At 40.0% G+C, this 20,283-nt stretch carries 20 protein-coding genes and 1 pseudogene; 13 read left to right on the top strand and 8 right to left on the bottom strand.

Annotated features, from left to right (window positions below; all coding sequences use genetic code 11):
- The first annotated feature begins 19 nt into the window (after positions 1-19).
- From LXF01_RS12460 to LXF01_RS12445, 4 genes are read left to right on the top strand one after another with little or no spacing between them, the layout of a single operon-like run.
- Positions 20-1,075, top strand: coding sequence for a Bug family tripartite tricarboxylate transporter substrate binding protein (locus LXF01_RS12460; RefSeq protein WP_233945472.1), 1,056 nt, complete (start codon positions 20-22; stop codon positions 1,073-1,075).
- 54 nt (positions 1,076-1,129) lie between these two features.
- On the top strand, positions 1,130-1,576 hold the full coding sequence (locus LXF01_RS12455) for a tripartite tricarboxylate transporter TctB family protein (RefSeq protein ID WP_233944464.1): 447 nt from the start codon (positions 1,130-1,132) through the stop codon (positions 1,574-1,576).
- Positions 1,577-1,589: 13 nt separating this feature from the next.
- On the top strand, positions 1,590-3,089 hold the full coding sequence (locus LXF01_RS12450; RefSeq protein WP_233944463.1) for a tripartite tricarboxylate transporter permease: 1,500 nt from the start codon (positions 1,590-1,592) through the stop codon (positions 3,087-3,089).
- Positions 3,090-3,135: 46 nt separating this feature from the next.
- Entirely contained in the window at positions 3,136-4,188 is a 1,053-nt protein-coding gene (locus LXF01_RS12445; RefSeq protein WP_233944462.1) for an AbrB family transcriptional regulator, read from the top strand.
- Between the two features lie 302 nt (positions 4,189-4,490).
- On the opposite strand, the gene LXF01_RS12440 is transcribed toward LXF01_RS12445, so the two are convergent.
- Entirely contained in the window at positions 4,491-4,685 is a 195-nt protein-coding gene (locus LXF01_RS12440) for a hypothetical protein (protein ID WP_078193067.1), read from the bottom strand.
- 459 nt (positions 4,686-5,144) lie between these two features.
- Between LXF01_RS12440 and sbmA the strand changes: the two genes are divergently transcribed.
- A complete protein-coding gene (sbmA, locus tag LXF01_RS12435; RefSeq protein WP_233944461.1) occupies positions 5,145-6,341 on the top strand; it encodes a peptide antibiotic transporter SbmA in 1,197 nt (398 codons plus the stop codon).
- 160 nt (positions 6,342-6,501) lie between these two features.
- Here the strand turns inward: sbmA and LXF01_RS17610 are convergent.
- Positions 6,502-6,621: pseudogene (locus LXF01_RS17610) on the bottom strand (IS982 family transposase); the annotation flags it as partial.
- A gap of 188 nt (positions 6,622-6,809) precedes the next feature.
- Between LXF01_RS17610 and LXF01_RS12430 the strand changes: the two are divergent.
- From LXF01_RS12430 to LXF01_RS12420, 3 genes are all read left to right on the top strand, one after another.
- Positions 6,810-7,787, top strand: coding sequence for a hypothetical protein (locus LXF01_RS12430; protein WP_233944460.1), 978 nt, complete (start codon positions 6,810-6,812; stop codon positions 7,785-7,787).
- Positions 7,788-7,882: 95 nt separating this feature from the next.
- Positions 7,883-8,728: a hypothetical protein gene (locus LXF01_RS12425; protein WP_233944459.1), complete on the top strand. Its 846-nt coding sequence runs from the start codon at positions 7,883-7,885 to the stop codon at positions 8,726-8,728.
- Positions 8,729-8,875: 147 nt separating this feature from the next.
- A complete protein-coding gene (locus LXF01_RS12420; RefSeq protein ID WP_233945471.1) occupies positions 8,876-9,322 on the top strand; it encodes a hypothetical protein in 447 nt (148 codons plus the stop codon).
- Between the two features lie 110 nt (positions 9,323-9,432).
- Here the strand turns inward: LXF01_RS12420 and LXF01_RS12415 are convergent, their stop codons facing one another.
- Positions 9,433-10,011 (bottom strand): DJ-1/PfpI family protein, encoded by a 579-nt coding sequence (locus LXF01_RS12415; protein ID WP_168379042.1) that lies wholly within the window; start codon positions 10,009-10,011, stop codon positions 9,433-9,435.
- A 364-nt stretch (positions 10,012-10,375) separates the two neighbouring features.
- Entirely contained in the window at positions 10,376-10,981 is a 606-nt protein-coding gene (locus tag LXF01_RS12410; protein ID WP_233944458.1) for a hypothetical protein, read from the bottom strand.
- Between the two features lie 324 nt (positions 10,982-11,305).
- Between LXF01_RS12410 and LXF01_RS12405 the strand changes: the two genes are divergently transcribed.
- Positions 11,306-12,607 carry a hypothetical protein gene (locus LXF01_RS12405; RefSeq protein ID WP_233944457.1) on the top strand — a complete coding sequence of 434 codons (1,302 nt, stop codon included), beginning with the start codon at positions 11,306-11,308 and terminating at the stop codon, positions 12,605-12,607.
- A gap of 89 nt (positions 12,608-12,696) precedes the next feature.
- Here the strand turns inward: LXF01_RS12405 and LXF01_RS12400 are convergent, their stop codons facing one another.
- The 4 genes from LXF01_RS12400 to gatC form a co-directional block, all read right to left on the bottom strand.
- Positions 12,697-13,737, bottom strand: a complete 1,041-nt coding sequence (locus LXF01_RS12400) for an IS481 family transposase (RefSeq protein WP_233944456.1) — start codon at positions 13,735-13,737, stop codon at positions 12,697-12,699.
- A 124-nt stretch (positions 13,738-13,861) separates the two neighbouring features.
- The gene (gene gatB / locus LXF01_RS12395) at positions 13,862-15,337 is read right to left on the bottom strand and encodes an Asp-tRNA(Asn)/Glu-tRNA(Gln) amidotransferase subunit GatB (RefSeq protein ID WP_233944455.1); all 1,476 of its coding nucleotides are present in this window, start codon (positions 15,335-15,337) and stop codon (positions 13,862-13,864) included.
- Complete coding sequence (gene gatA / locus LXF01_RS12390) at positions 15,337-16,815, bottom strand: Asp-tRNA(Asn)/Glu-tRNA(Gln) amidotransferase subunit GatA (protein WP_233944454.1); 1,479 nt, start codon at positions 16,813-16,815, stop codon at positions 15,337-15,339. The genes gatB and gatA overlap by 1 nt, the downstream gene beginning before the upstream one ends.
- 51 nt (positions 16,816-16,866) lie before the next feature.
- A complete protein-coding gene (gatC, locus tag LXF01_RS12385) occupies positions 16,867-17,181 on the bottom strand; it encodes an Asp-tRNA(Asn)/Glu-tRNA(Gln) amidotransferase subunit GatC (RefSeq protein WP_078189985.1) in 315 nt (104 codons plus the stop codon).
- Between the two features lie 133 nt (positions 17,182-17,314).
- On the opposite strand from gatC, the gene LXF01_RS12380 reads away from it, so the two are divergent.
- Genes LXF01_RS12380 through LXF01_RS12365 form a run of 4 tightly spaced genes read left to right on the top strand, consistent with a single transcriptional unit; the run spans position 17,315 to position 20,267 of the window.
- Complete coding sequence (locus LXF01_RS12380; RefSeq protein ID WP_180004320.1) at positions 17,315-18,361, top strand: rod shape-determining protein; 1,047 nt, start codon at positions 17,315-17,317, stop codon at positions 18,359-18,361.
- Positions 18,362-18,377: 16 nt separating this feature from the next.
- Positions 18,378-19,235 carry a rod shape-determining protein MreC gene (mreC, locus tag LXF01_RS12375; protein ID WP_078189984.1) on the top strand — a complete coding sequence of 286 codons (858 nt, stop codon included), beginning with the start codon at positions 18,378-18,380 and terminating at the stop codon, positions 19,233-19,235.
- Positions 19,222-19,713 (top strand): rod shape-determining protein MreD, encoded by a 492-nt coding sequence (gene mreD, locus LXF01_RS12370; RefSeq protein ID WP_168379038.1) that lies wholly within the window; start codon positions 19,222-19,224, stop codon positions 19,711-19,713. The genes mreC and mreD overlap by 14 nt, the downstream gene beginning before the upstream one ends.
- Positions 19,701-20,267 carry a Maf-like protein gene (locus tag LXF01_RS12365; protein WP_233945469.1) on the top strand — a complete coding sequence of 189 codons (567 nt, stop codon included), beginning with the start codon at positions 19,701-19,703 and terminating at the stop codon, positions 20,265-20,267. Before mreD ends, LXF01_RS12365 begins: the two co-directional genes overlap by 13 nt.
- Positions 20,268-20,283: the final 16 nt, after the last annotated feature.

Raw genomic sequence — 20,283 nt, 5'->3', positions numbered from 1 at the left:
CGGACCATGGAGGTCGATGATGGCTATAGGTAAGAAAATTGAATTTTTAAATGGACTACAACGTTATAAGGATATTTTAACAATGAAGAAATTAAAATGGTTAGCCGTCGCTTGCACCAGTATTGCAGTCGTTGGCTGTGGCACAGGCAATGCCTCAAAAGATCCTGGTCATCCAAAACGTGCAGAATGTATTGCACCTGCAAAGCCGGGCGGTGGTTTTGATATGACCTGTAAGCTGATCCAATCCGGCTTTAAAGAAACAGAAGTATTAAAAGACCCCATGCGTGTGACGTATATGCCAGGCGGCGTTGGGGCCGTAGCTTACAATAAAATCGTGAATAATGATCCAGCAAATAACAATGCGGTCATCGCATTTTCAACTGGTTCTTTACTGAATTTGGCTCAAGGTAAATTTGGTAATTTTACTGAAAAGGATGTGAAGTGGCTTTCGGGTGTAGCTGTTGATTACGGTTTAGTGGCAGTGCATAAGGATTCGCCATTAAAAACACTGGATGATCTGATGAAGGCGCTAAAAGAAAATCCCAAAGGGATCAGTTTTGGTGGCGCTGGCAGTGTGGGTGGTCAAGATTGGATGCAAACGGCAATTTTGGCTAAAAAGGCTGGGGTAAATCCTGCCAACATGAGTTTTGTGGCTCTTGAAGGCGGGGGCGAAGTATTAACAGCCTTGTTAGGTCAACATATTCAAGTGGGTGTGGGGAATGTGAGTGAAATTGGCTCGCATCTCGAAGCGGGTAATATCCGTGTTTTAGCCGTGTTTTCAGATAAACGTTTAGCGGGTAAATTTTCTAAGTTATTAACTGCGAAGGAACAAGGTTATGACTTGGAATGGCCTGTGATTCGTGGTTTCTACATGGGACCAACGGTCAGTGATGAGGCATATGCTTGGTGGAAAAATGCCTTTGATAAAATGATGACCAATCAGAAATTTGATGCCGTTCGAGAAAATCAGGATCTGTTGCCATTTGAATTAACGGGTGAAGAAATCAGTGCTTATGTCTATAAGCAAACGGCTGAAATGCGCCAATTATCAGAAGAATATAAATTATCAAAATAACAAAGATGCTGAGTTGAACGCCTTTTCAACTCAGTTTTTTGTTTTCGAGGATAGATGATGAAATCTGAACGGATTCTTACGGCCATCATTGCGGTCTGCGGCTTTTTCTTATTAATTTACGCATGCAATTTTGAAGCGCCTATTTCCTACGATCCTGTAGGACCGAAAGCCTTTCCAATTTTACTGATGGGTTTAATTACAGTGAGTGCCATTTATTTGACTGTGCGCCCAGCCATGATGTTTGAACCTGTTGAACTAGGTTGGACTAAGCATTTAATCGGCAAACTTGTTCTATGTACATTGGCATTGTCACTGTATGCGCTTTGCTTCGAATGGTTGGGATTTATCGCAGCAACGCTACTGATGACCATCGCGGTTGGGAAACTTTTTAACGGTAAAACAGTGCCAGTCATTATTACTGGTCTGGTACTAAGTATAAGTACCTATTATCTGTTTGACCGTGTTTTGGATGTGCCATTGCCACTAGGCTTCTTGGGTTAGGGATGACAACGACATGGACATATTTAATTTCTTAATGACAGGTTTTGAAGTTGCCTTACAACCACAAAACTTACTCATTGCTTTTATTGGTGCATTTATTGGAACGATTGTCGGACTGTTGCCGGGATTGGGTCCAATCAATGGTGTTGCCATCTTATTACCTTTTGCCTATGCCTTAGGATTACCCGTTGATAGTGCCTTAATTTTATTGGCAGCTGTTTATCTCGGTTGTGAATATGGTGGACGAATTTCCGCAATTTTGCTGAATGTGCCGGGCGATGCGGGTGCAATTATGACCACTTTAGATGGTTATCCTTTGGCTCAGCAAGGTAAGGCAGGTATTGCTTTATCCCTTTCATCTATTAGCTCATTTATTGGTAGCACGATTGCCTTTATCGGGATTGTTTTATTTGCACCGATTTTAGCACGATGGGCAGTTTCCTTTGGACCAGCGGAATACTTTGCCTTGATGGTTTTTGCAATTGTTTGCTTGACTGGTTTAGTTAGTACGCAACCATTTAAAACGTTAATCATGGCGCTGATCGGTCTGGCAATTTCGACCGTGGGTATGGATGCGATTACTGGTGTTTATCGTTTTACATTTGATAGTGTGGGTTTAAGTGACGGCATTGCCTTTACAACTGTGGTGATTGGTTTATTTAGTATCAGTGAAATTCTACTGCTGCTTGAACGGACCACGATGGGCAAAGTGGTTTTAGAACAAGGAAAACGCTCATTATTTAATGTCAAAGAGTTTCTGAGTGCTTTAGCCACCATGATTCGTGGATCCTTGATTGGGTTTTTCTCAGGGATTTTACCGGGCGCAGGTGCCAGTGTGGCGAGTGCCATGGCGTATACCACTGAACGTAAAATGGCGGGGGATAGTAGTCAATTTGGTAAAGGTGATCTACGTGGTTTGGCCGCGCCAGAAAGTGCTAATAATGCAGCAGCATGTGGTTCTTTTGTCCCAATGTTGACTTTAGGTGTGCCGGGTTCTGGAACAACTGCAGTCATGATGGGTGCTTTGACCATGTATAACATTACCCCAGGTCCGCAGTTATTTACAGAGCAGCCTGTATTGGTTTGGGCATTGATTGCATCCTTAATGGTGGGGAATATTATCTTATTGGTATTGAACTTACCCTTAGTTGGCTTCTTTGCGCGTTTACTTTCGATTCCAAGTTATATTTTGATTCCTATTATTGCAACCGTCAGCTTTGTTGGGGTATTTGCAATTCATAGCACTGTTTTCGATCTTGTGCTTTGTATGGGGCTCGGTATTGTTGGATATATCCTTCGAAAATTTGATTTTCCATTGGCACCTCTGATTCTTGGTTTTGTACTGGGTGAATTGATGGAGTCAAATCTACGACGTGCACTCTCCATTTCTCAAGGTGAGCTCAGTATTCTGTGGAGCAGTAACATCAGTATGGGACTATGGGTCATGTCAGCACTGTTGTTGATCCTACCGATCGTCCGTAAATATCTATTCATTAAGAAGCAAAAAGCTTAAATGGAGAAGCAATGGTCAGTCAGTCTGACCATTGCTGTTAGATCATATGGAAATCATAAAATTAAATGCCAAAGGATTGGTATGCGCACTGATCGGTGCGCTCATCGCAAATTTACTTCATCTCCCTTTACCGTGGTTGCTCGGGCCATTACTCGCGGCTTTATTGTTTGGTTGTATAGGCCAACCACTCACATGTTCACCGCATTGGCGTAAAGTGGGACAAGTCATTATTGGTATGGTTTTGGGACTATATTTTACCCCAGCGCTAGTCCATGCTATTTCTGCCTATTGGATATTTATCGTACTCGGCATCTTATGGTCATTGATTTTGGGAACACTTATCGCAGGATTACAATATCGTATCAATGGTTTAGTTTGGGCAACGGCGTGGTTTTCTTCTGCAATCGGCAGTGCCAGTGAAATGGTGAATATCGCAGAACATCACCATGCGCAAGTAGATAAAGTCGTTGCTGCACATAGTTTAAGAATTGTGGCACTTGTGGTGCTTGTACCAATCGTTTTAGCAGCATTATTTGATATTCATTGGGTGAGTCTAGACCCACACATCATTGATCACTTTGGAATTGTGCAAATTCTTCTTTTATTTGCTCTAGCCTGCTTGATTGCGCAAATATTTCAAAAATTCAATGTATTAAATGCGTGGGTTCTCGGACCATTAGTTATGGTGGGATTTCTTTCATTTTTCGGAGCATTGGAATTAAAATTTCCGACGTGGTTTACGGCCTTTGGACAAATATGTATAGGTTGGTCATTAGGCACAAAGTTTCCTTTTGGCTTTTTAAAAAGCCATAAAAAATTCATCGCCATCACGACCATTTTGAATTTGTTGGCATTAGGATTATCCATCCTGTTTGCATTATTCTTGATGTATATCAGTCATGCTAATGGGAAGATTTTAGTTTTAGGCTTATCTCCCGGCGGCATTGCAGAAATGTCTTTAATGGCAAAAGCCCTTGGATTAGCTGTGCCTATCGTGGTTGCGTTTCAACTATCACGGCTGATTTTTGTGATATTGACCACCAATTATTTCTATCAATTGAGCAAAAAAATATTTTTTAAAACAACAGATAAGCCTTAATCGTCCACTCAATTCGATCTTTGATTCAGATGAATTAAATAGAACACTTTCTATAGATTGCATTTGAAATAAAGTGGAGTAGAAGTTAGAAAAAAATGAGATTAATGAAAGATAGTTGAGAAAAGGGTCTTAAATGATGGTTTGAAAGTGAAGATGAGTAAGAGGGATCAATTTGATTCAGGACTGCTCTCGTCAGTCCCTTATTATTTTAATGCCGTTTTAGATCAGTAAATTTTAAATTTCATTATTATGCAAAATTCGAAGATTTAAAGATTTAAAGATTTAAAGATTTAACGTCAAAATTAAATTTCGCGCCAAACATCATTCTTATCTTTGAATGAAATCATAAAGTTAAATTTATCATCATTACTTACCAAAAGGCCTTCTGGCGTTTGCATAATCACTTTCAGAACGGTACCAGTTTCAAAAACCAAAGGACTGCAATTTTCTTTATTTAATGTAATTGGTTTGAGTAATTCAACAATTGCACTTTCCATTTTACTTCCCCAAGCATAGGTTGTTAATTGAACTTAGCATATTATTGGTGAAGAAACATGTTTTGTAAATGACGTGAGCTCCATCGCAGAAAATATTTTAGAGATTTCCATAACTTAAGTTTAAATAATGGTTAAATAAATTATGGTTTTTTAATCTGTTGATATCAAAAAAAATTTTAAAATATGACAAACTTTTTAACAGTAATTATATGTCCTAAGATGTGTTTTTTGTTCCACAAACAATGACCAGATCATCAAAAGGGCATGATCAATAATGAATTTAAGGTGAACTTCAGTTTTCATCCTTAAGCTAACCGAAAGATGTGTCGTCTTGTATTTGATTGTTAAATTTCAGATTAAACAGCATTAAATCTTCAATCTGAACAAGAAAATTAATGAAATAAAACTTATTATCAGCAACTCAATCTAAAAACAAAGATTCAGGGAAATGTAGGACCAATGTTTAAATCTTTTTTTCCAAATCCAAAATGGTTTTTTGGATCATTCCTTATATGGTTCGTGATCAATATTGTCTTGTGGTATAGCGGTGGCAATAGTTGGGGTACGATGTTTGGTTTAGCTACAAATTATCATCAAGCAGAGCTGCCTATTGGTATTAGCCGATTTTGGAGCCCCAAATTTTTATGGTTCTATGCTTGGTTTTTTGTAGCAACGGCACTTTTTGCAGCCTTTTGGAAGATTAAATCAGATAATCCTTGGCAGCGATGGTCTGTGTGGGGAACCGCACTTATTCTATTTAATGTTTGGTTTAGTGTGGAATGTAATGTCGTGATCAATGCTTGGTATAACCCATTCTATGACCTGATCCAGAAAATGCTTTCAGGTGGTGGGGGCGAAGTGACGATGCTATATTCTGAGATACTGACTTTTCTCTATGTGGCCATGGTGTATGTCACACTGGCTGTATTGAACCTGTTTTTCGTCAGTCATTATGTTTTTCGTTGGCGTACTGCAATGAATGACTTTTATACTGCGCATTGGGAAAAACTGAGAACCATCGAAGGTGCCTCACAGCGTATTCAAGAAGACACGATGCGCTTTGCAAAAACCACAGAAGGACTTGGGGTTAGCTTAGTTGAATCGGTGATGACCTTAATTGCATTTCTACCTGTGCTGTTAACTTTATCAACACATGTAAAGAAATTACCTGTCGTGGGGGAAATCGCCTATGCATTGGTTTGGGCGGCAGTTCTTTGGGCAGTATTAGGGACAGTTATTTTAATGTTGGTGGGTTATAAACTACCGGGTTTGGAGTTTAATAATCAAAAAGTCGAAGCAGCATATCGTAAAGAATTAGTTTATGGTGAAGATTATGCAGATCGAGCAGACCCTCTCACATTAAAAGAATTATTTACTAAAGTCCGATTTAATTATTTTAGACTGTATTTTCACTATGCTTATTTCAACCTGGTTCGTATTTGGTATATGCAGCTTGATAATATTTATGGGTTCTTTATATTGTTCCCAAGTATTGCAGCGGGAACAATCACGCTCGGTATATTAATGCAAATATTAAATGTCTTTGGGCGTGTACGTGATTCTTTCCAATACCTGATTTCCTCATGGACAACCATTATCGAACTGATTTCTATTTATAAGCGTTTAAGAGCATTTGAAGAAAAAATTAATAATTGATTTTATAAGTTTAAAATAGACCTGCACTAAAATGCAGGTTTTTTTATGACTTTAATTTTAAGTTAATATATTTCAATAAAATCAATAGATTAATATTTTTAGATGAGCTGTTTTTTTACTCGATTCCATATTGTCGCTCGAATCATGGATAGGCCCAGCTTTATATTATTATTAATAATAATAGAGGCTTGTTCTGATGGCAGATTTGATAAGCACATAGCGATACATAAATGCTTGCGAAATAACCTAAAAGGGAACGATGATGACCGTTCACCAAGGATAAACAAATACACTTAAATAAAATGTGAAATTCATCAAATTAAAATTAACAACATGTGTATACATCTCATACGTATGCGATTTTAGTGATTAAAGCTATAAAAATAATAAATAAAATCAAGATTATAAAATTGTGAAAGGCACTAAATTACGCTATTTTTTAAGGGTGAAATTTTTGAGATTTTTGCTGTGAATTTAAAGGCAATGTTATGGGTGGGGAGTATTGGATTTGCATTACATGGTTGTACAACCATGCAGAGTTTAAACCCAAATTCATTTAATCATTATGCAACACCACAAGATGTGATCAATCAAAAAGGGCTAAATAGTTCAAATGGGAAGGCGAAAGAATACGTCTATGATTGGGGACCACAAAAGAAAAATGTTGAAGCAGAATCACTGATACCCAAGCAAAATATGAGTAGTTACTGCCAAGCCAAAAATGGCAAATTTATTCAACTGAATAAAAGTAATTTGAACCAAGTCAAAAATGCATGGAGTCGTAAATTATTAGCGACCTATAGCAGTATAAAACAGGGCACAGGCGTATTTCAGTGTAGTCAGGCAGATGGACAACGCTGGATGGTTGCAATTGAACCCGTTTCAGAGCGTAAATCAAATGACCGTTCTGAAACCCGCTTAGTGAGTTTGTATACAGCAATTATTGGACCCGAAGAACGTCGCAAAAACTATAATAAACAAGAAGAAACTGTAGCTAAAAAAGCCACACCAAGCAAAGCAAAAGCAAAAGCAACGACAACAAAAAGCAATGCGAAAGATGAAGCAAAAAAAGAAGTAGAGACTAAAAAAGAAACCAAAGCCAAAGAGCCTGAAAACAAACCTATAGTGAAACCAGTTGCTGAAACATCTCAGCAGATACAAATGCGCTTATATGTGAATGCACGACGCGATCTGAATGCCGGAAAAAACCAAGTCACCGCTTGTAATAATGCACAGCGCGCTTATAGCTATGGCAAATTAAATGGTGCAAATGCCAATAGAGCCTATGCTGAATCAGGTATGCTCGTTGCAAAATGCTTAACCTCAGTGCCTGCATATAGCAAAAGTTATCCAAACGCCAATGCAAGAGCAAAAGGCATCCTACAAAACTTAGCGACCAACTATAACCACGCAGGGGCAAAAAATATGTTGAATCGTATGAAATAAACTTCAACAGGATAAAAGCCATTTGGGGAAATAAGCTTTTATCCTGATCCAATGATGTACTCAGATAAAATTTTAAAAAATAATAAGGAAAAACCATGAGTTCAGTAAATGAAACTTATTTTAATGCACCATTATTTGACCGAGAATTAACAGAGATTACAGTCAATATCGAGCAAACACCCTTCTTTTTGAATGATCGTGGGCATCCAACATATTTAGCATCACTTGGGGCAGGAATTCATTTAATTACCGAGTCAGCCACCAATGCGAAAATGACGATGGGAAATCCCTACGATGTGCCTTCCGAAATTTCGACTAAAATTACCAATTGGGAGGAGCAAACGGAGCTTGAATTTGAAGGGCAACACTTCGAGTTTATGCCATTGGTTGCGACCAGAGAAACCGCTGCAGCTTTTGGTATCACCTTAGTTCAGGCAGGTGAAGCGATTCAGATTCATTCAAATCAAAAACGACTGTCAGAGATTCAATATGAATACGGCATGATGGCAGGTCATTGTTTTGCCTATCTAGATGGCGGTAAGCCTGACTGTAGTGGAAAAACCTTATTTCCTTATGTGGCTACTGATTTAGAACATCATGACTTTCCGCATATTTTTTGCTCGACCGATCAAGATCAACTGCCACTGGTCATCTCAGTAGGGCGCTATTTTCCAAATCTAGGCAAGATTTACTTGGCAGATTTATGGGTTAATCCCGGAGATGCTTTATATATTCCTGCGAAACCCAAATATTCGAATCCTGAGTTTATTGACCTACATAATAACCGTAATGCAGCACTTGCATGTTGGCGAGGGGATAGCAATAAATCGACATTGACCACCCATAGTTTGCTCGATACCCATGGACATTTTTACTGGTATTGGAATAGAAGGCCAACGATTCATCCTCTCATCTATGCAGCTACTAGCAAAAATGAATAGTTGAGTTACATAGACCAAACAGCAAATACAGCACTTCATGATACAAAGGTGACTCAAGTTTTGGGAGTTTGGTCTATGGCTTACGGTTTATCTAAAAAATTACATCTACGTTTTTCACGACCAACAGGTTTGGCTTTATTGACGCTCATGATGCTCGGAACGACTCAGGTGAGTTTGGCGAGTCCGACGGTCGATCAGCTCAGTCAATGTTTAGTGAAATCGACTACTGCGGCGGATAAAAAGGCGGTTTTACAATGGACCTTTTCTGCATTGGCAGCACATCCAGATTTAAAACAGTACAGTAATGTCAGCGATGCGCAAAAAACGCAACTCGATAAAAATTTGGCGCAGGTCATGCAACGAATCTTGGTTGAGCAATGTTCTACACAAACGCAGGCTGTAATTAAATCCGACGGTCTACAGGCTGTAGGCGAAAGTTTTCAAGAACTTGGTAGTATTACAGGCGATGAAATTTTAAAAAAACCTGAAATTAAACAACAGTTACAGGGCATACTGCGTTATGTAGATTTAAATAAATTGGTTACCACATTTTTAACGCCAGAGCTTTGGAACAAGTTGGGCGTGGTTCGTTAATTTTATTGTTCAGTGGATTTGAAAATGCTCCTTTTATACAAGGAGCATTTTTTATGGATTCACCCTAAATGGATGATGATCCAATGCGTTTTAGTTTCGTGACTCAAGCATTAAATGGTAATCGTCGCGCCTAATGCTTTAACAAATTGCGCCATCCACGCAGGGTGAGCAGGCCAAGCAGGAGCAGTAACTAAATGACCGTCGGTCACTGCATCCGTGACTGCAATATCTGCATACTGACCGCCAGCCAGTTTAACTTCGGCTGCACATGCTGGGTAAGCCGAACAGGTACGACCTTTTAGCACATCGGCTGCCGCTAGAATTTGCGCCCCATGACAAACCGCTGCAATAGGTTTTTTCGCCGCGTCAAATTCGCGTACGATTTCAATCACACGTGTATTCATACGTAAATATTCAGGCGCACGACCGCCCGGGATCACTAAGCCGACATAGTTTTCTGAGTTAACTGCATCAAAGTCATAGTTAATCGCAAAGTTATGACCGCGTTTTTCGCTATAAGTTTGTTCACCTTCAAAATCATGAATGGCTGTGGCAATGCTGTCGCCAGCTTTTTTGTCAGGACAAACGGCATGAACGGTATAACCAAGACCAACTAAAAATTGAAAAGGTACCATTGTTTCGTAGTCTTCAGCATAGTCGCCCACGAGCATAAGAATTTGTTTTGACATGATGTAACCCTCTGTTGAAATATGATTTATATCAATTTTTCATTTACCTTAGCATATTGGAATGACAGTTTTAAGCAGGCTGTAAATTCTTTAGTTGTATATTTTTATTTAGATTTATAAAAAGTTATGGATGGTTATAGTTCAAATTATGATGAGTCTAATAGGCTAGCTGTTATCAATTATTAATGACTTTGGTGTTTTTCACATAGCTTTAAAAAGTTAAATATTTACCTCTCCCTTGTGCAGCAGTGCTGTTCATCTACTAAATGGAGAGGTAAGTAACAATCCATAACGGTATTAAATTAGCAATGGAAGCACCTTCTCCCACTGGGAGAAGGCGGGGGGTAGAGGGAAACTTAAAAAATTAAATCAGATCAGGATAAAATTTCTCAAATCCCTCATTCACCGCTTTACCTCGCAGCAAATAGCCTTTCGGTTGGATATAACTATAAATTTCCCGTGCGGGTTGTTCATGCCAGCCAATGTTAAAAGCACAGAGTTTTGGGAAAAATTGCAAATGGCTATAGTTCAGATGGTTATGAATCCAATAGGCGAGTTGTTGCCAATTGCTTTGGTCTTTTTCATAAAGTTTTAAAAATGATGGAATGACGATACATGCCGTTGCACCGTAGCCTTTTGCGTCAGGATAGTCCCAAATATGGCTTGCAAAGTTTTTCTCATTGCTCGCGCAGTTGTGTCCTTTTTCATTGCCGATTTGGTTCACGCTTGGTGAACGGTACGCGGAACGAATGGCAATACGTCCAAACTTTTCTTGCAGTGGTTCAAGTAGTTCTTCGCAGAGTTTTGAGCCCATACGAATCGCAATGTCAGGATGGTCGGGGAAGTTAGGTACACCGTACCAATTTGCGATTTCGCTATAGAGGAAATCGCGCATAAAAAATGACTTTGAAAGTTGGATACGTCCTAAGTCTTCAAGTTTGCCAATTGAGGATGCTTTTTTGATGGTCATGTTGTTTTTGGTGTGAAGTGTTTTGGTGGATTTTATATTTAAAATTTTGAAATTTAAATGGTTTACCTCTCCCTAGCCCTCTCCTAAAAGGAGAGGGAACATCCAATACTAAATTAATGACGGTATTTAATTCGCAATGGAAGCTCCTTCTCCCATTGGGAGAAGGCGGGGGATGAGGGTGCTAATCACACATAAAGAAAGACTTTGAAAGTTGGATATGTTCTAAGTCTTCGTGTTTAGCCATGGATGATACTTTTTTGATGGTCATCTTATTTAACAAATGGTTCTTTATGTTAGATTACAACATAAATTTAGGGGGAATAAATGAGCTATTTTTCTATAGATGAGTCCGTTGAAAATATTAAAAATCCATATACAAAAGAATTGTTTAAAGAAGTTTACTCTTCTTATGCAATGGGGAATTATAGATCTGCTAGTGTGATGCTTTGGTCGGTTGTTGTGACAGACCTTGTCCATAAACTGAAGGAGTTAGATAGTGTTTATAGTGATCCTAAAGCAGAACAAATTCTTCAGTACATTCAAGCTGAGCAGACTAAAGACCCTAAGTCATCTAAATGGGAGTCTGAGATTATTGATAAGTTTTATAAAGAAATAAATTTTTTTGAAACTTTTGAAGTTGCTAATTTAGAGCATTTACAGAAAATGAGACATGTATCAGCTCACCCAGTAATTACGTCAACAGACTTATTGCACTCTCCTACAAAAGAGACAGTTTACAGCTTGATAAGAAATGCTCTAGAAAGCGTACTAACTAAAGAAGCTTTGTTTTCATCTAAAATTATTGATGTTGTGCTTAAAGATTTGAATACTATTAGAGATACTTTAGTTAGTTATGATCAAAGAGATCGTTATTTTTCTCATAAATTCCTTTCAAAAATGCCTAATGCGGTATTGCTCAAGTTCTTAAAGACATTATGGAAGTTTCTTTTTAGAGTTAATAATCCAGAAACAATACTCAATAAAGATATTAATTTGGATATTTTAAATAGTATCATTAATAGAAAAGAGCAGATTTTTATAGAGTTTTTAAATAAAGAAAAAGATTTTATTTCTGATATTCAATTAGAAGATAATTTAAAAGAAAATCTACTTCATTTCTTATTGAACAATAGATGGTGTTTTGAATATTTTAGTGAAAACTCTATTCAAACTATAACTACAATTATTGAGACAAGTGATAGTCAGTTTCAGTTAATTAAGTTCAAGCGTATTATTGATTATATTGATTTTTTAATTAGAAGCTCAAATAATTATTCATTATCAAACTTTAATATTATCGAAGATGAAGCTGAGGAGTATAGTTGTAAAGATAAATTCTATGACTACTGTATTGAAGGATACTCTTTTGCAAGATCATTTGATTCAGCTGATGACAGATTTGATAAGTTAATACGTCCTTATTTCCAAAACTTTAGTTTTCAACAATTAAAAAATTTAGCTAGTAAGGCTAATCAAAATTCACAATGTTATGATAGAGGGCGTGCAAAAAGAGATCATAAATTAATTATTAAAAAAATATTAGAAAATGATCCAACATATGATTTTACAGGTTTAGATGGCTTTGTAGATGGGAATGAATCACTGATTCCATCTTTAACCGATTAATAAGAAAACCCGCTCTCAAGCGGGTTTATTTATTTGTACTAGCTCAAACCTGATCTGACAGTTACCCATTTTTTATTGTGCCTGTCAGGTTAAATTTGAGCTAAATTCTTCTCAGCCCAAATCCGTTTTCCATCAAGTAAAGTTTCAAGTGGTGTACGACCACAGCACATTTTTCCTTGATGAGTCCGTTCAGTATTATAGAATTTCAGCCAATCGTCTAGATCAACTTGTAATTCTTCCAATAAGCTATAAAGCTTCTTCCTAAACGTAATTTGATAGAACTCCTGCAAAATCGTCTTATGGAAACGCTCACATATACCATTTGTTTGCGGGGAAGCTGCTTTTGTCTTCGTGTGATCAATATCATTGACTGCTAGATATAACTCATAGTCATGTTGTTCTACCTTACCGCAATACTCAGTACCTCTGTCTGTGAGGATGCGAAGCATTGGTAAGTCCTGAGATTGATAGAATGGCAACACACGATCATTGAGTAAATCAGCCGCTGTAATCGGTGTTTTTGTTGTATAAAGCTTGCAATGAACGACCTTGCTATAAGTGTCGATGAATGTTTGTTGGTAGATTCGTCCAACACCTTTGAGATTCCCGACATAAAAGGTGTCTTGCGTGCCTAAATAGCCTGGATGAGCTGTTTCGATTTCACCACAAGCAACGTCATCCTCATGCTTACGTTCAAGTGCCGCAATCTGGTGATCATTTAATTCAATACCATCCTGTGCCACTTTAGCCTCAAGTGCTTTTAAACGCTTCTTAAAGTTTTCTAAATCATGACGAAGCCAAATAGAGCGAACGCCACTCCCTGAAACGAATACCCCCTTCTTGCGTAATTCATTACTAGTACGGTGCTGACCATATGCAGGATATTGAATCGCGAAATCAATAACAGCCTGTTCAGTAGCATCATCTACTCGGTTTTTAAAATTTGGTACTCGACGGGATTTATTGATCAGTGCGTCAATGTCACCAGACTTCACTAACTCTTGATAGCGATAAAATGTATCTCTTGAAACACCCATCACTTTGCATGCTCTGGATACATTCTGAAGCTCTTCAGCTAAATTGAGCAGACCTACTTTGTGTTTAATGATTTGATTGTTAGTATGCAACATAAGAAAGTTACCTTTGTTTGATTAAGATTTCGACACCTTTATCAAAACGGGTAACTTTCTCTTTTTCAAGAAGAATGTACGATCAAGTCTGAACTAATACAATTTATTCCAAAATCAATCAGCATTAACCAATCAATTTCTTCATCAATTCATTCACTTGAGCAGGGTTAGCTTTACCTTTCGCAGCCTTCATCACTTGACCCACAAGACCGTTAAAGGCTTTCTCTTTACCAGATTTATACTCTTCAACCATCTTCTCGTTCGCAGCAAGAACTTCCTTAATAATCGCTTCAATTGCGCCTGTATCAGTTTCCTGTTTCAAGCCTTTTTCCGCAATAATCTCGTCCGCAGTTTTGCCTTCTTCCCACATAAAGCCGAACACTTGTTTCGCAATTTTGCCATTAATGGTGTTATCCACAATACGTGCAATCATGCCGCCAAGTTTTTCCGCAGATACAGGAGAATCATGAAGTTCTAGGTTCGCTTTGTTTAAAGCGCCTGAGAATTCGCCCATCACCCAGTTCGCGGCCACTTTACCTTGAGCAGCGCCGCCCGCAGCTTTCACCACGTCTTCATAAAACTCTGACATTTCACGAGTTAGTGTAAGCACGTGAGCATCGTACTCAGTTACACCAAAGTCAGCCACAAAGCGCGCACGGCGTGCAGCAGGAAGCTCAGGAAGGGCAGCACGTGCCGCTTCAATTTGCGCATCTGCAATAATTACAGGTAACAAGTCAGGGTCTGGGAAGTAGCGGTAATCGTTCGCTTCTTCTTTTGAACGCATTGAACGCGTTTCCATCTTCACAGGGTCGAACAAACGCGTTTCTTGGTCGATGGTGCCATCCCATTCTAGGATTTCCATTTGACGTTCAATTTCTACATTGATCGCTTGTTCAATGAAGCGGAAAGAGTTGAGGTTTTTCAACTCGCAGCGCGTACCAAATGGTTGACCCGGACGACGTAGTGACACGTTACAGTCCGCACGGAACGAACCTTCTGCCATGTTACCGTCAGAAATGCCTAACCAACGCACTAAAGTGTGAATCGCTTTAATGTAGGCAACTGCTTCTTCAACCGAACGCATATCAGGTTCAGAGACAATCTCAAGTAAAGGTGTGCCTGCACGGTTTAAATCGATACCAGATTGACCTTCAAATTGGTCATGGATCGATTTACCTGCATCTTCCTCAAGGTGAGCACGGGTTACGCCAATGCGCTTAACCGTACCATCTTCAAGTTGAATGTCGATATGACCCAAGCCCACAATCGGGTTGTCCATTTGGCTGATTTGGTAGCCTTTTGGAGAGTCAGGGTAGAAATAGTTTTTACGTGCAAATACAGAAGCTTGGTCGATGTAAGCATCGATACCCAAACCAAAGCGAATTGCAAGATCAACCACTTCTTTGTTGAGTACAGGCAATACGCCCGGCATTGCAAGGTCAACTAGGCTCGCTTGTGTATTTGGGTCTTGACCAAATGTGGTAGAAGAACCTGAGAAAATTTTGGTATTGGTTGCAAGCTGAGTGTGAATCTCGATACCAATCACCACTTCCCAACCATCAATCAGGTTAGATTTTGGTTTCGCAGCGTTTTTAGCCATTATGCATTCTCCTCAGCAATTGCAGCGCGTTGTGTATGCCAATCGGTTGCTTGTTGGTACTGATGCACCACAGACAACAATTGAGATTCTGACCAGTAGTTACCAATCAACTGTAAGCCAACAGGCAAGTTGTCTTTGTCAAAACCAACAGGCGCGTTAATCGCAGGCAGACCTGCCAAGTTCACTGCAATAGTGTAGATGTCGCCTAAGTACATTTCTACAGGAGACAGGTTTGCACCAATCTTATATGCAGTCGTTGGTGCAGCAGGAGCCGCAATCACGTCTACAGATTCAAATGCTTTTAAGAAGTCTTGTTGAATTAAACGACGTACTTTTTGCGCTTTCACATAATAAGCATCGTAGTAACCGGCAGAAAGCGCGTAAGTACCAATCAAAATACGTTGCTGAACTTCTTTACCAAAACCTTCAGAACGTGAACGTTTGTACAAGTCCATCAAATCCACAGGGTTTTCTGCACGGTAGCCATAACGTACGCCGTCGAAACGAGATAAGTTAGACGATGCTTCAGCAGGTGCGATCAAGTAATACGTTGGTACGTAGCTTTCAGTCATGTTCAGGTCAATCTCAACCAAGATTGCGCCCATTTCTTCAAGCTTTTTCAACGATTCTTCAACACGTGCTTTCACGTCTGCATCTAAACCAGCAACATTAAAGTACTGTTTAGGAATACCAATGCGTAAGCCTTTTACTGAAGTGCTGTTGAGGTTCGCTACATAGTTATCGACGTCTTTTTCAACCGAAGTTGAATCTTTCGCATCATGACCTGCCATCACGTTCATGAGGTAAGCACAGTCTTCAGCCGAACGTGCCATCGGGCCGCCTTGGTCTAAAGATGATGCATACGCAATCATACCGAAACGTGAAACACGACCGTAAGTCGGTTTAAGGCCAGTCAAACCACAGAAAGATGCAGGTTGACGGATTGAACCGCCTGTATCTGTACCTGTTGCGAACGGCGCAAGATCAGCCGCTACCGCAGCAGCAGAACCGCCTGAAGAACCACCTGGAACATGATTTAAGTTCCAAGGGTTAGCCGTTGCGCCATAAAATGAATTTTCAGAGGTTGAACCCATGGCGAATTCATCCATGTTCACTTTACCTAAAGTGACAAGGCCCGCAGCTTTACCTTTCGCTACAACGGTCGCGTCGTAAGGAGAGATAAAATTGTCCAGCATTTTAGAACCAGCCGTGGTTTTAATGCCTTGGGTACAGAAAATATCTTTATGTGCAATTGGTACACCAGTCAACGCACTTGCATTGCCTGATTTAATTGCAGCATCAGCCGCATTTGCTTGCGCAAGTGCTTGTTCAGCTGTCACGGTCACGTATGACTTGACTTGAGCATCGATTTTTTCAATGCGTTTTAAATAGTGTTCAGTCAATTCGCGTGAAGAAAATTTAGCGCCAGCCAAACCTTCAGACAATTCACGAATTGATAAGCGATGTAAATCTGTCATGAGAAATATTTCTTTACGTTTAATTTGAAAAAATGTTGATCTGAATAAAAATTATTCAATCACACGCGGAACAAGGTACAAGCCATCCTGTACGGCAGGAGCAACTGCTTGATATGCTTCGCGATGATTGGTCTCAGATACCACGTCTTCACGTAAGGGCTGTGGATTGTCGAATGGACTTTTTAGTGGTTCAACACCGTCAGTATCGATGCCTTTCAGGGTTTCCATCATGCCTAAAATTTTATTTAAACTTTGAGCATAGTCGGCAGATTGCGCTTCATCTAGCGACAATCGAGCCAGATGGGCAATCGCTGAAACTGTTTGTGCATTTAGATCTGCAGAATGCTGTGCATCCGATGTAGACATAACATTACCTAATCAGTATTAAAAAAATTCAAAATATCGTGGCTTATAATAAGCGATTGACTTGTTCAAATCATCACATTTAGTTAAAGTTGCCACCTTGCGTCCATATAAAAGTTTAACTGAGAACGTCCCCGTGATTCTAAAACGACTAATTGGCTTGTTTTCGCCGGATCTTGCCATTGATTTAGGCACTGCAAATACACTTATTTATGCGCCAGGACGAGGCATCATTTTAAATGAGCCGACGGTTGTGGCGATCCGTCATAGTGGCTCAGAAAAAATCGTTGCTGCGGTCGGTCTTGATGCAAAACAAATGTTGGGCCGTACACCAGCCAATATTTCTGCCATCCGTCCGATGAAAGATGGGGTGATTGCAGACTTTGAAGTCACTGAAACCATGTTGAATCGTTTTATTACCAAAGGGTATGAAAAGCGTTTATTCCAACCTGCACCACGTGTCGTGGTGTGTGTGCCATGTAAATCGACGTTGGTGGAACGCCGTGCAATCCGTGAAGCTGTATACAATGCAGGTGCACGTGAAGTTCGCTTAATTGAAGAGCCAATGGCTGCTGCAATTGGTGCAGGTATGCCTGTTGAGCAAGCTTGTGGTTCGATGGTTGTCGATGTTGGTGGTGGTACAACTGAAATCGCGATCATTTCACTTCAAGGTTGTGTCTATGCAGACTCACTACGTATCGGTGGTGATGTATTTGATGAACAAATCATTAACTACGTGCGTAAAGCACATGGTTGTGTGATTGGTGAAACCACTGCAGAAAACATCAAAAAAGAAGTTGGTATGGCGCTTCCAGAAGAAGGTGCAAAACCTTTGGAAATCGAAGTCCGTGGTCGTAACTTGGCTGAAGGTGTACCTCGTGCGATTACCGTAACTTCTGATGAAGTGACTCAAGCGATTTCTGATCCACTGCAAAACATTGTGGCTGCGGTTAAATCTGCACTAGAGCAAACTCCACCTGAGTTGTCTTCAGACATCGCAGAACGCGGTATTGTGTTGACTGGTGGTGGTGCATTACTTCGCAATCTTGATAAGCTTCTTGCAAAAGAAACAGGTCTTCCTGTCGTGGTTGCAGAAGATCCACTATCATGTGTTACACGTGGTGGCGGTAAGGTTCTCGAATTCTTCGATAACCCAAATCATGATATGTTATTTGTAGGCTAAGAAAAGGACTCGGCGGGTGCAAACGCAACTGTTTTCAAGACAACCGCCATCTTTTCGCTCATTTATCATTGCGGTGATTACATGCTTGGTGGTGCTTTTCTTTGATTGGCGCATGCCACATGTAATTCAACCGGCCAGAGACGTCTTGTATGCGGCATATAATCCAATTTATGCCCTTGCAAGCTATCCAGTGTTATCGCGAGAATGGCTGAATCAACAAACCAAGTCTGAAGCTCAATTACGTCGTGAAAATACCGCGATGCAAGCAGAGTTAATTCAGGCTCAAGTCCGTTTACAGAAACTTTCTGAACTTTCTGCTGAAAATACTCGACTACGTGGACTACTCGATACACCACTCATCATTGATGGTCGTATGGAGATTGCCGAAGTCATTGGTACTGATGCTGATCCCTTACGTCATATTATTGTGATTAACCGTGGAGCCAGCAGTCAGCTTAAAGTGGGACAAACTGTACTCGATGACAAGGGCATTATGGGGCAAATTATCAATGTTTACCCGCATAGTAGCCGTGTCATGTTGCTCTCAGACAAAGAGCACTCTTTATCCGTGCGTATGGAGCATACAGGTATGCGCGCAATCGTTACGGGTACAGGTGACTTAGGTCGACTTAAGATGGAATACGTGCCAACCAGTGCGAATATCAAAGTCGGTGAAAAAGTCTATAGCTCAGGGCTAGGAGCACATTTCCCAGCGGGTTATTTGGTGGGTACAGTGTCGAAAGTCAGTCGTCACAATAGCGGTGAATTTGCCCAAATTGATATCAATCCTGCTGCCCAATTGGCAGGTGGTCATCATGTGGTTGTGCTATTTTCCGATTCTTTAGCGATGGAGCAACCGCATGTCACTCGCTAAGCTTAGTCGTCATACAGAGCGCGACCCATTATTTCCGATTATCTTTTCCATCATTTTGGCATCCGTGCTGATGGTGTATCCGCTTTCTTATGACCTATCGGGTTGGCGCCCATTATTCATGATGATGATCATGCTATTTTGGGTACTCTGTCAGCCGACATGGTGCGGTGTTTGGTTTGCATTTGCCACAGGTCTATTTACCGACTTATTAACTGATGCGCCTTTTGGCATGAACGCACTGAGTTTTGTGGTCATTGCATTTGTGACACGCTTTTTAACCCGTGAACGTCGTATCCTCACATTTGGTAATTTATGGATTATTGCTGCAATGGCAATTTTCGCGCATTTACTGTTTGTGTGGATTGTTCAAGTGATGGGTGGGGCACAGTTTTCATTTGCTCGCCATTGGCAGCCAATTGTTACTAGCTTACTCATTTGGCCAATCATGTATTACTTCCTGAGAAAATGGCGCATATAATTTTAGCTTCGAGTTCTCCTCGACGACGCGAACTTTTGCAACAATTAGGTCTGGAATTTGAAATTTTCAGTCCAGATATTGATGAGTCCGTGTTGGAAGGAGAACCTGTAGCGGATTATGTAGAGCGTTTAGCTCGTGCCAAAGCTTGCGCAGTACAACAACAATTCCCTAATGCTATCGTTATTGCCGCCGACACCAGTTTAGGCGTTGATGAGCACATTTTAGGAAAACCAGCATCGAAAGCACATGCTTTTTCTATGTGGGAAATGATCTCTGGACGAAAACATGATGTGTTTTCAGGTGTTTGTGTCAGTACAAAAGATCAAATATACAGTATAGTAGTGCGTACACAGGTTGAATTTCAAACGCTGAGTTTAGCTGACATGGAAAGCTATTGGGCAACAGGTGAACCAATCGGCAAGGCGGGAGCCTATGCTATTCAAGGAATTGCTGCGCGCTATATTCCTTGTATTGAAGGGAGCTACAGCAATGTCGTTGGGCTGCCTTTGCATGAAACCGTACAGTTATTACAGACAGTTAAGGCATTAAATTAACTGCTGCAACACAAGA

This window comes from Acinetobacter sp. SH20PTE14, assembly GCF_021391555.1.
GTDB classification, from domain to species: Bacteria; Pseudomonadota; Gammaproteobacteria; order Pseudomonadales; family Moraxellaceae; genus Acinetobacter; species Acinetobacter amyesii.
The sequence above is the reverse complement of the archived record's forward strand: the minus strand, read 5'-3'. Positions and strand labels throughout refer to the sequence as shown.

What these genes read in the sequence shown, in the direction of transcription:
- gatC (WP_078189985.1), bottom strand. Translation starts at nt 17,181, where the DNA reads ATGTCTACATCGGATGCACAGCATTCTGCAGATCTAAATGCACAAACA.
- LXF01_RS12420 (WP_233945471.1), top strand. Translation starts at nt 8,876, where the DNA reads ATGATGCTCGGAACGACTCAGGTGAGTTTGGCGAGTCCGACGGTCGAT.
- LXF01_RS12410 (WP_233944458.1), bottom strand. Translation starts at nt 10,981, where the DNA reads ATGACCATCAAAAAAGCATCCTCAATTGGCAAACTTGAAGACTTAGGA.
- LXF01_RS12440 (WP_078193067.1), bottom strand. Translation starts at nt 4,685, where the DNA reads ATGGAAAGTGCAATTGTTGAATTACTCAAACCAATTACATTAAATAAA.
- LXF01_RS12415 (WP_168379042.1), bottom strand. Translation starts at nt 10,011, where the DNA reads ATGTCAAAACAAATTCTTATGCTCGTGGGCGACTATGCTGAAGACTAC.
- LXF01_RS12455 (WP_233944464.1), top strand. Translation starts at nt 1,130, where the DNA reads ATGATGAAATCTGAACGGATTCTTACGGCCATCATTGCGGTCTGCGGC.
- LXF01_RS12425 (WP_233944459.1), top strand. Translation starts at nt 7,883, where the DNA reads ATGAGTTCAGTAAATGAAACTTATTTTAATGCACCATTATTTGACCGA.
- gatA (WP_233944454.1), bottom strand. Translation starts at nt 16,815, where the DNA reads ATGACAGATTTACATCGCTTATCAATTCGTGAATTGTCTGAAGGTTTG.
- mreD (WP_168379038.1), top strand. Translation starts at nt 19,222, where the DNA reads ATGTCACTCGCTAAGCTTAGTCGTCATACAGAGCGCGACCCATTATTT.
- LXF01_RS12445 (WP_233944462.1), top strand. Translation starts at nt 3,136, where the DNA reads ATGGAAATCATAAAATTAAATGCCAAAGGATTGGTATGCGCACTGATC.
- gatB (WP_233944455.1), bottom strand. Translation starts at nt 15,337, where the DNA reads ATGGCTAAAAACGCTGCGAAACCAAAATCTAACCTGATTGATGGTTGG.
- LXF01_RS12365 (WP_233945469.1), top strand. Translation starts at nt 19,701, where the DNA reads ATGGCGCATATAATTTTAGCTTCGAGTTCTCCTCGACGACGCGAACTT.
- LXF01_RS12450 (WP_233944463.1), top strand. Translation starts at nt 1,590, where the DNA reads ATGGACATATTTAATTTCTTAATGACAGGTTTTGAAGTTGCCTTACAA.
- LXF01_RS12400 (WP_233944456.1), bottom strand. Translation starts at nt 13,737, where the DNA reads ATGTTGCATACTAACAATCAAATCATTAAACACAAAGTAGGTCTGCTC.
- LXF01_RS12460 (WP_233945472.1), top strand. Translation starts at nt 20, where the DNA reads ATGGCTATAGGTAAGAAAATTGAATTTTTAAATGGACTACAACGTTAT.
- LXF01_RS12405 (WP_233944457.1), top strand. Translation starts at nt 11,306, where the DNA reads ATGAGCTATTTTTCTATAGATGAGTCCGTTGAAAATATTAAAAATCCA.
- sbmA (WP_233944461.1), top strand. Translation starts at nt 5,145, where the DNA reads ATGTTTAAATCTTTTTTTCCAAATCCAAAATGGTTTTTTGGATCATTC.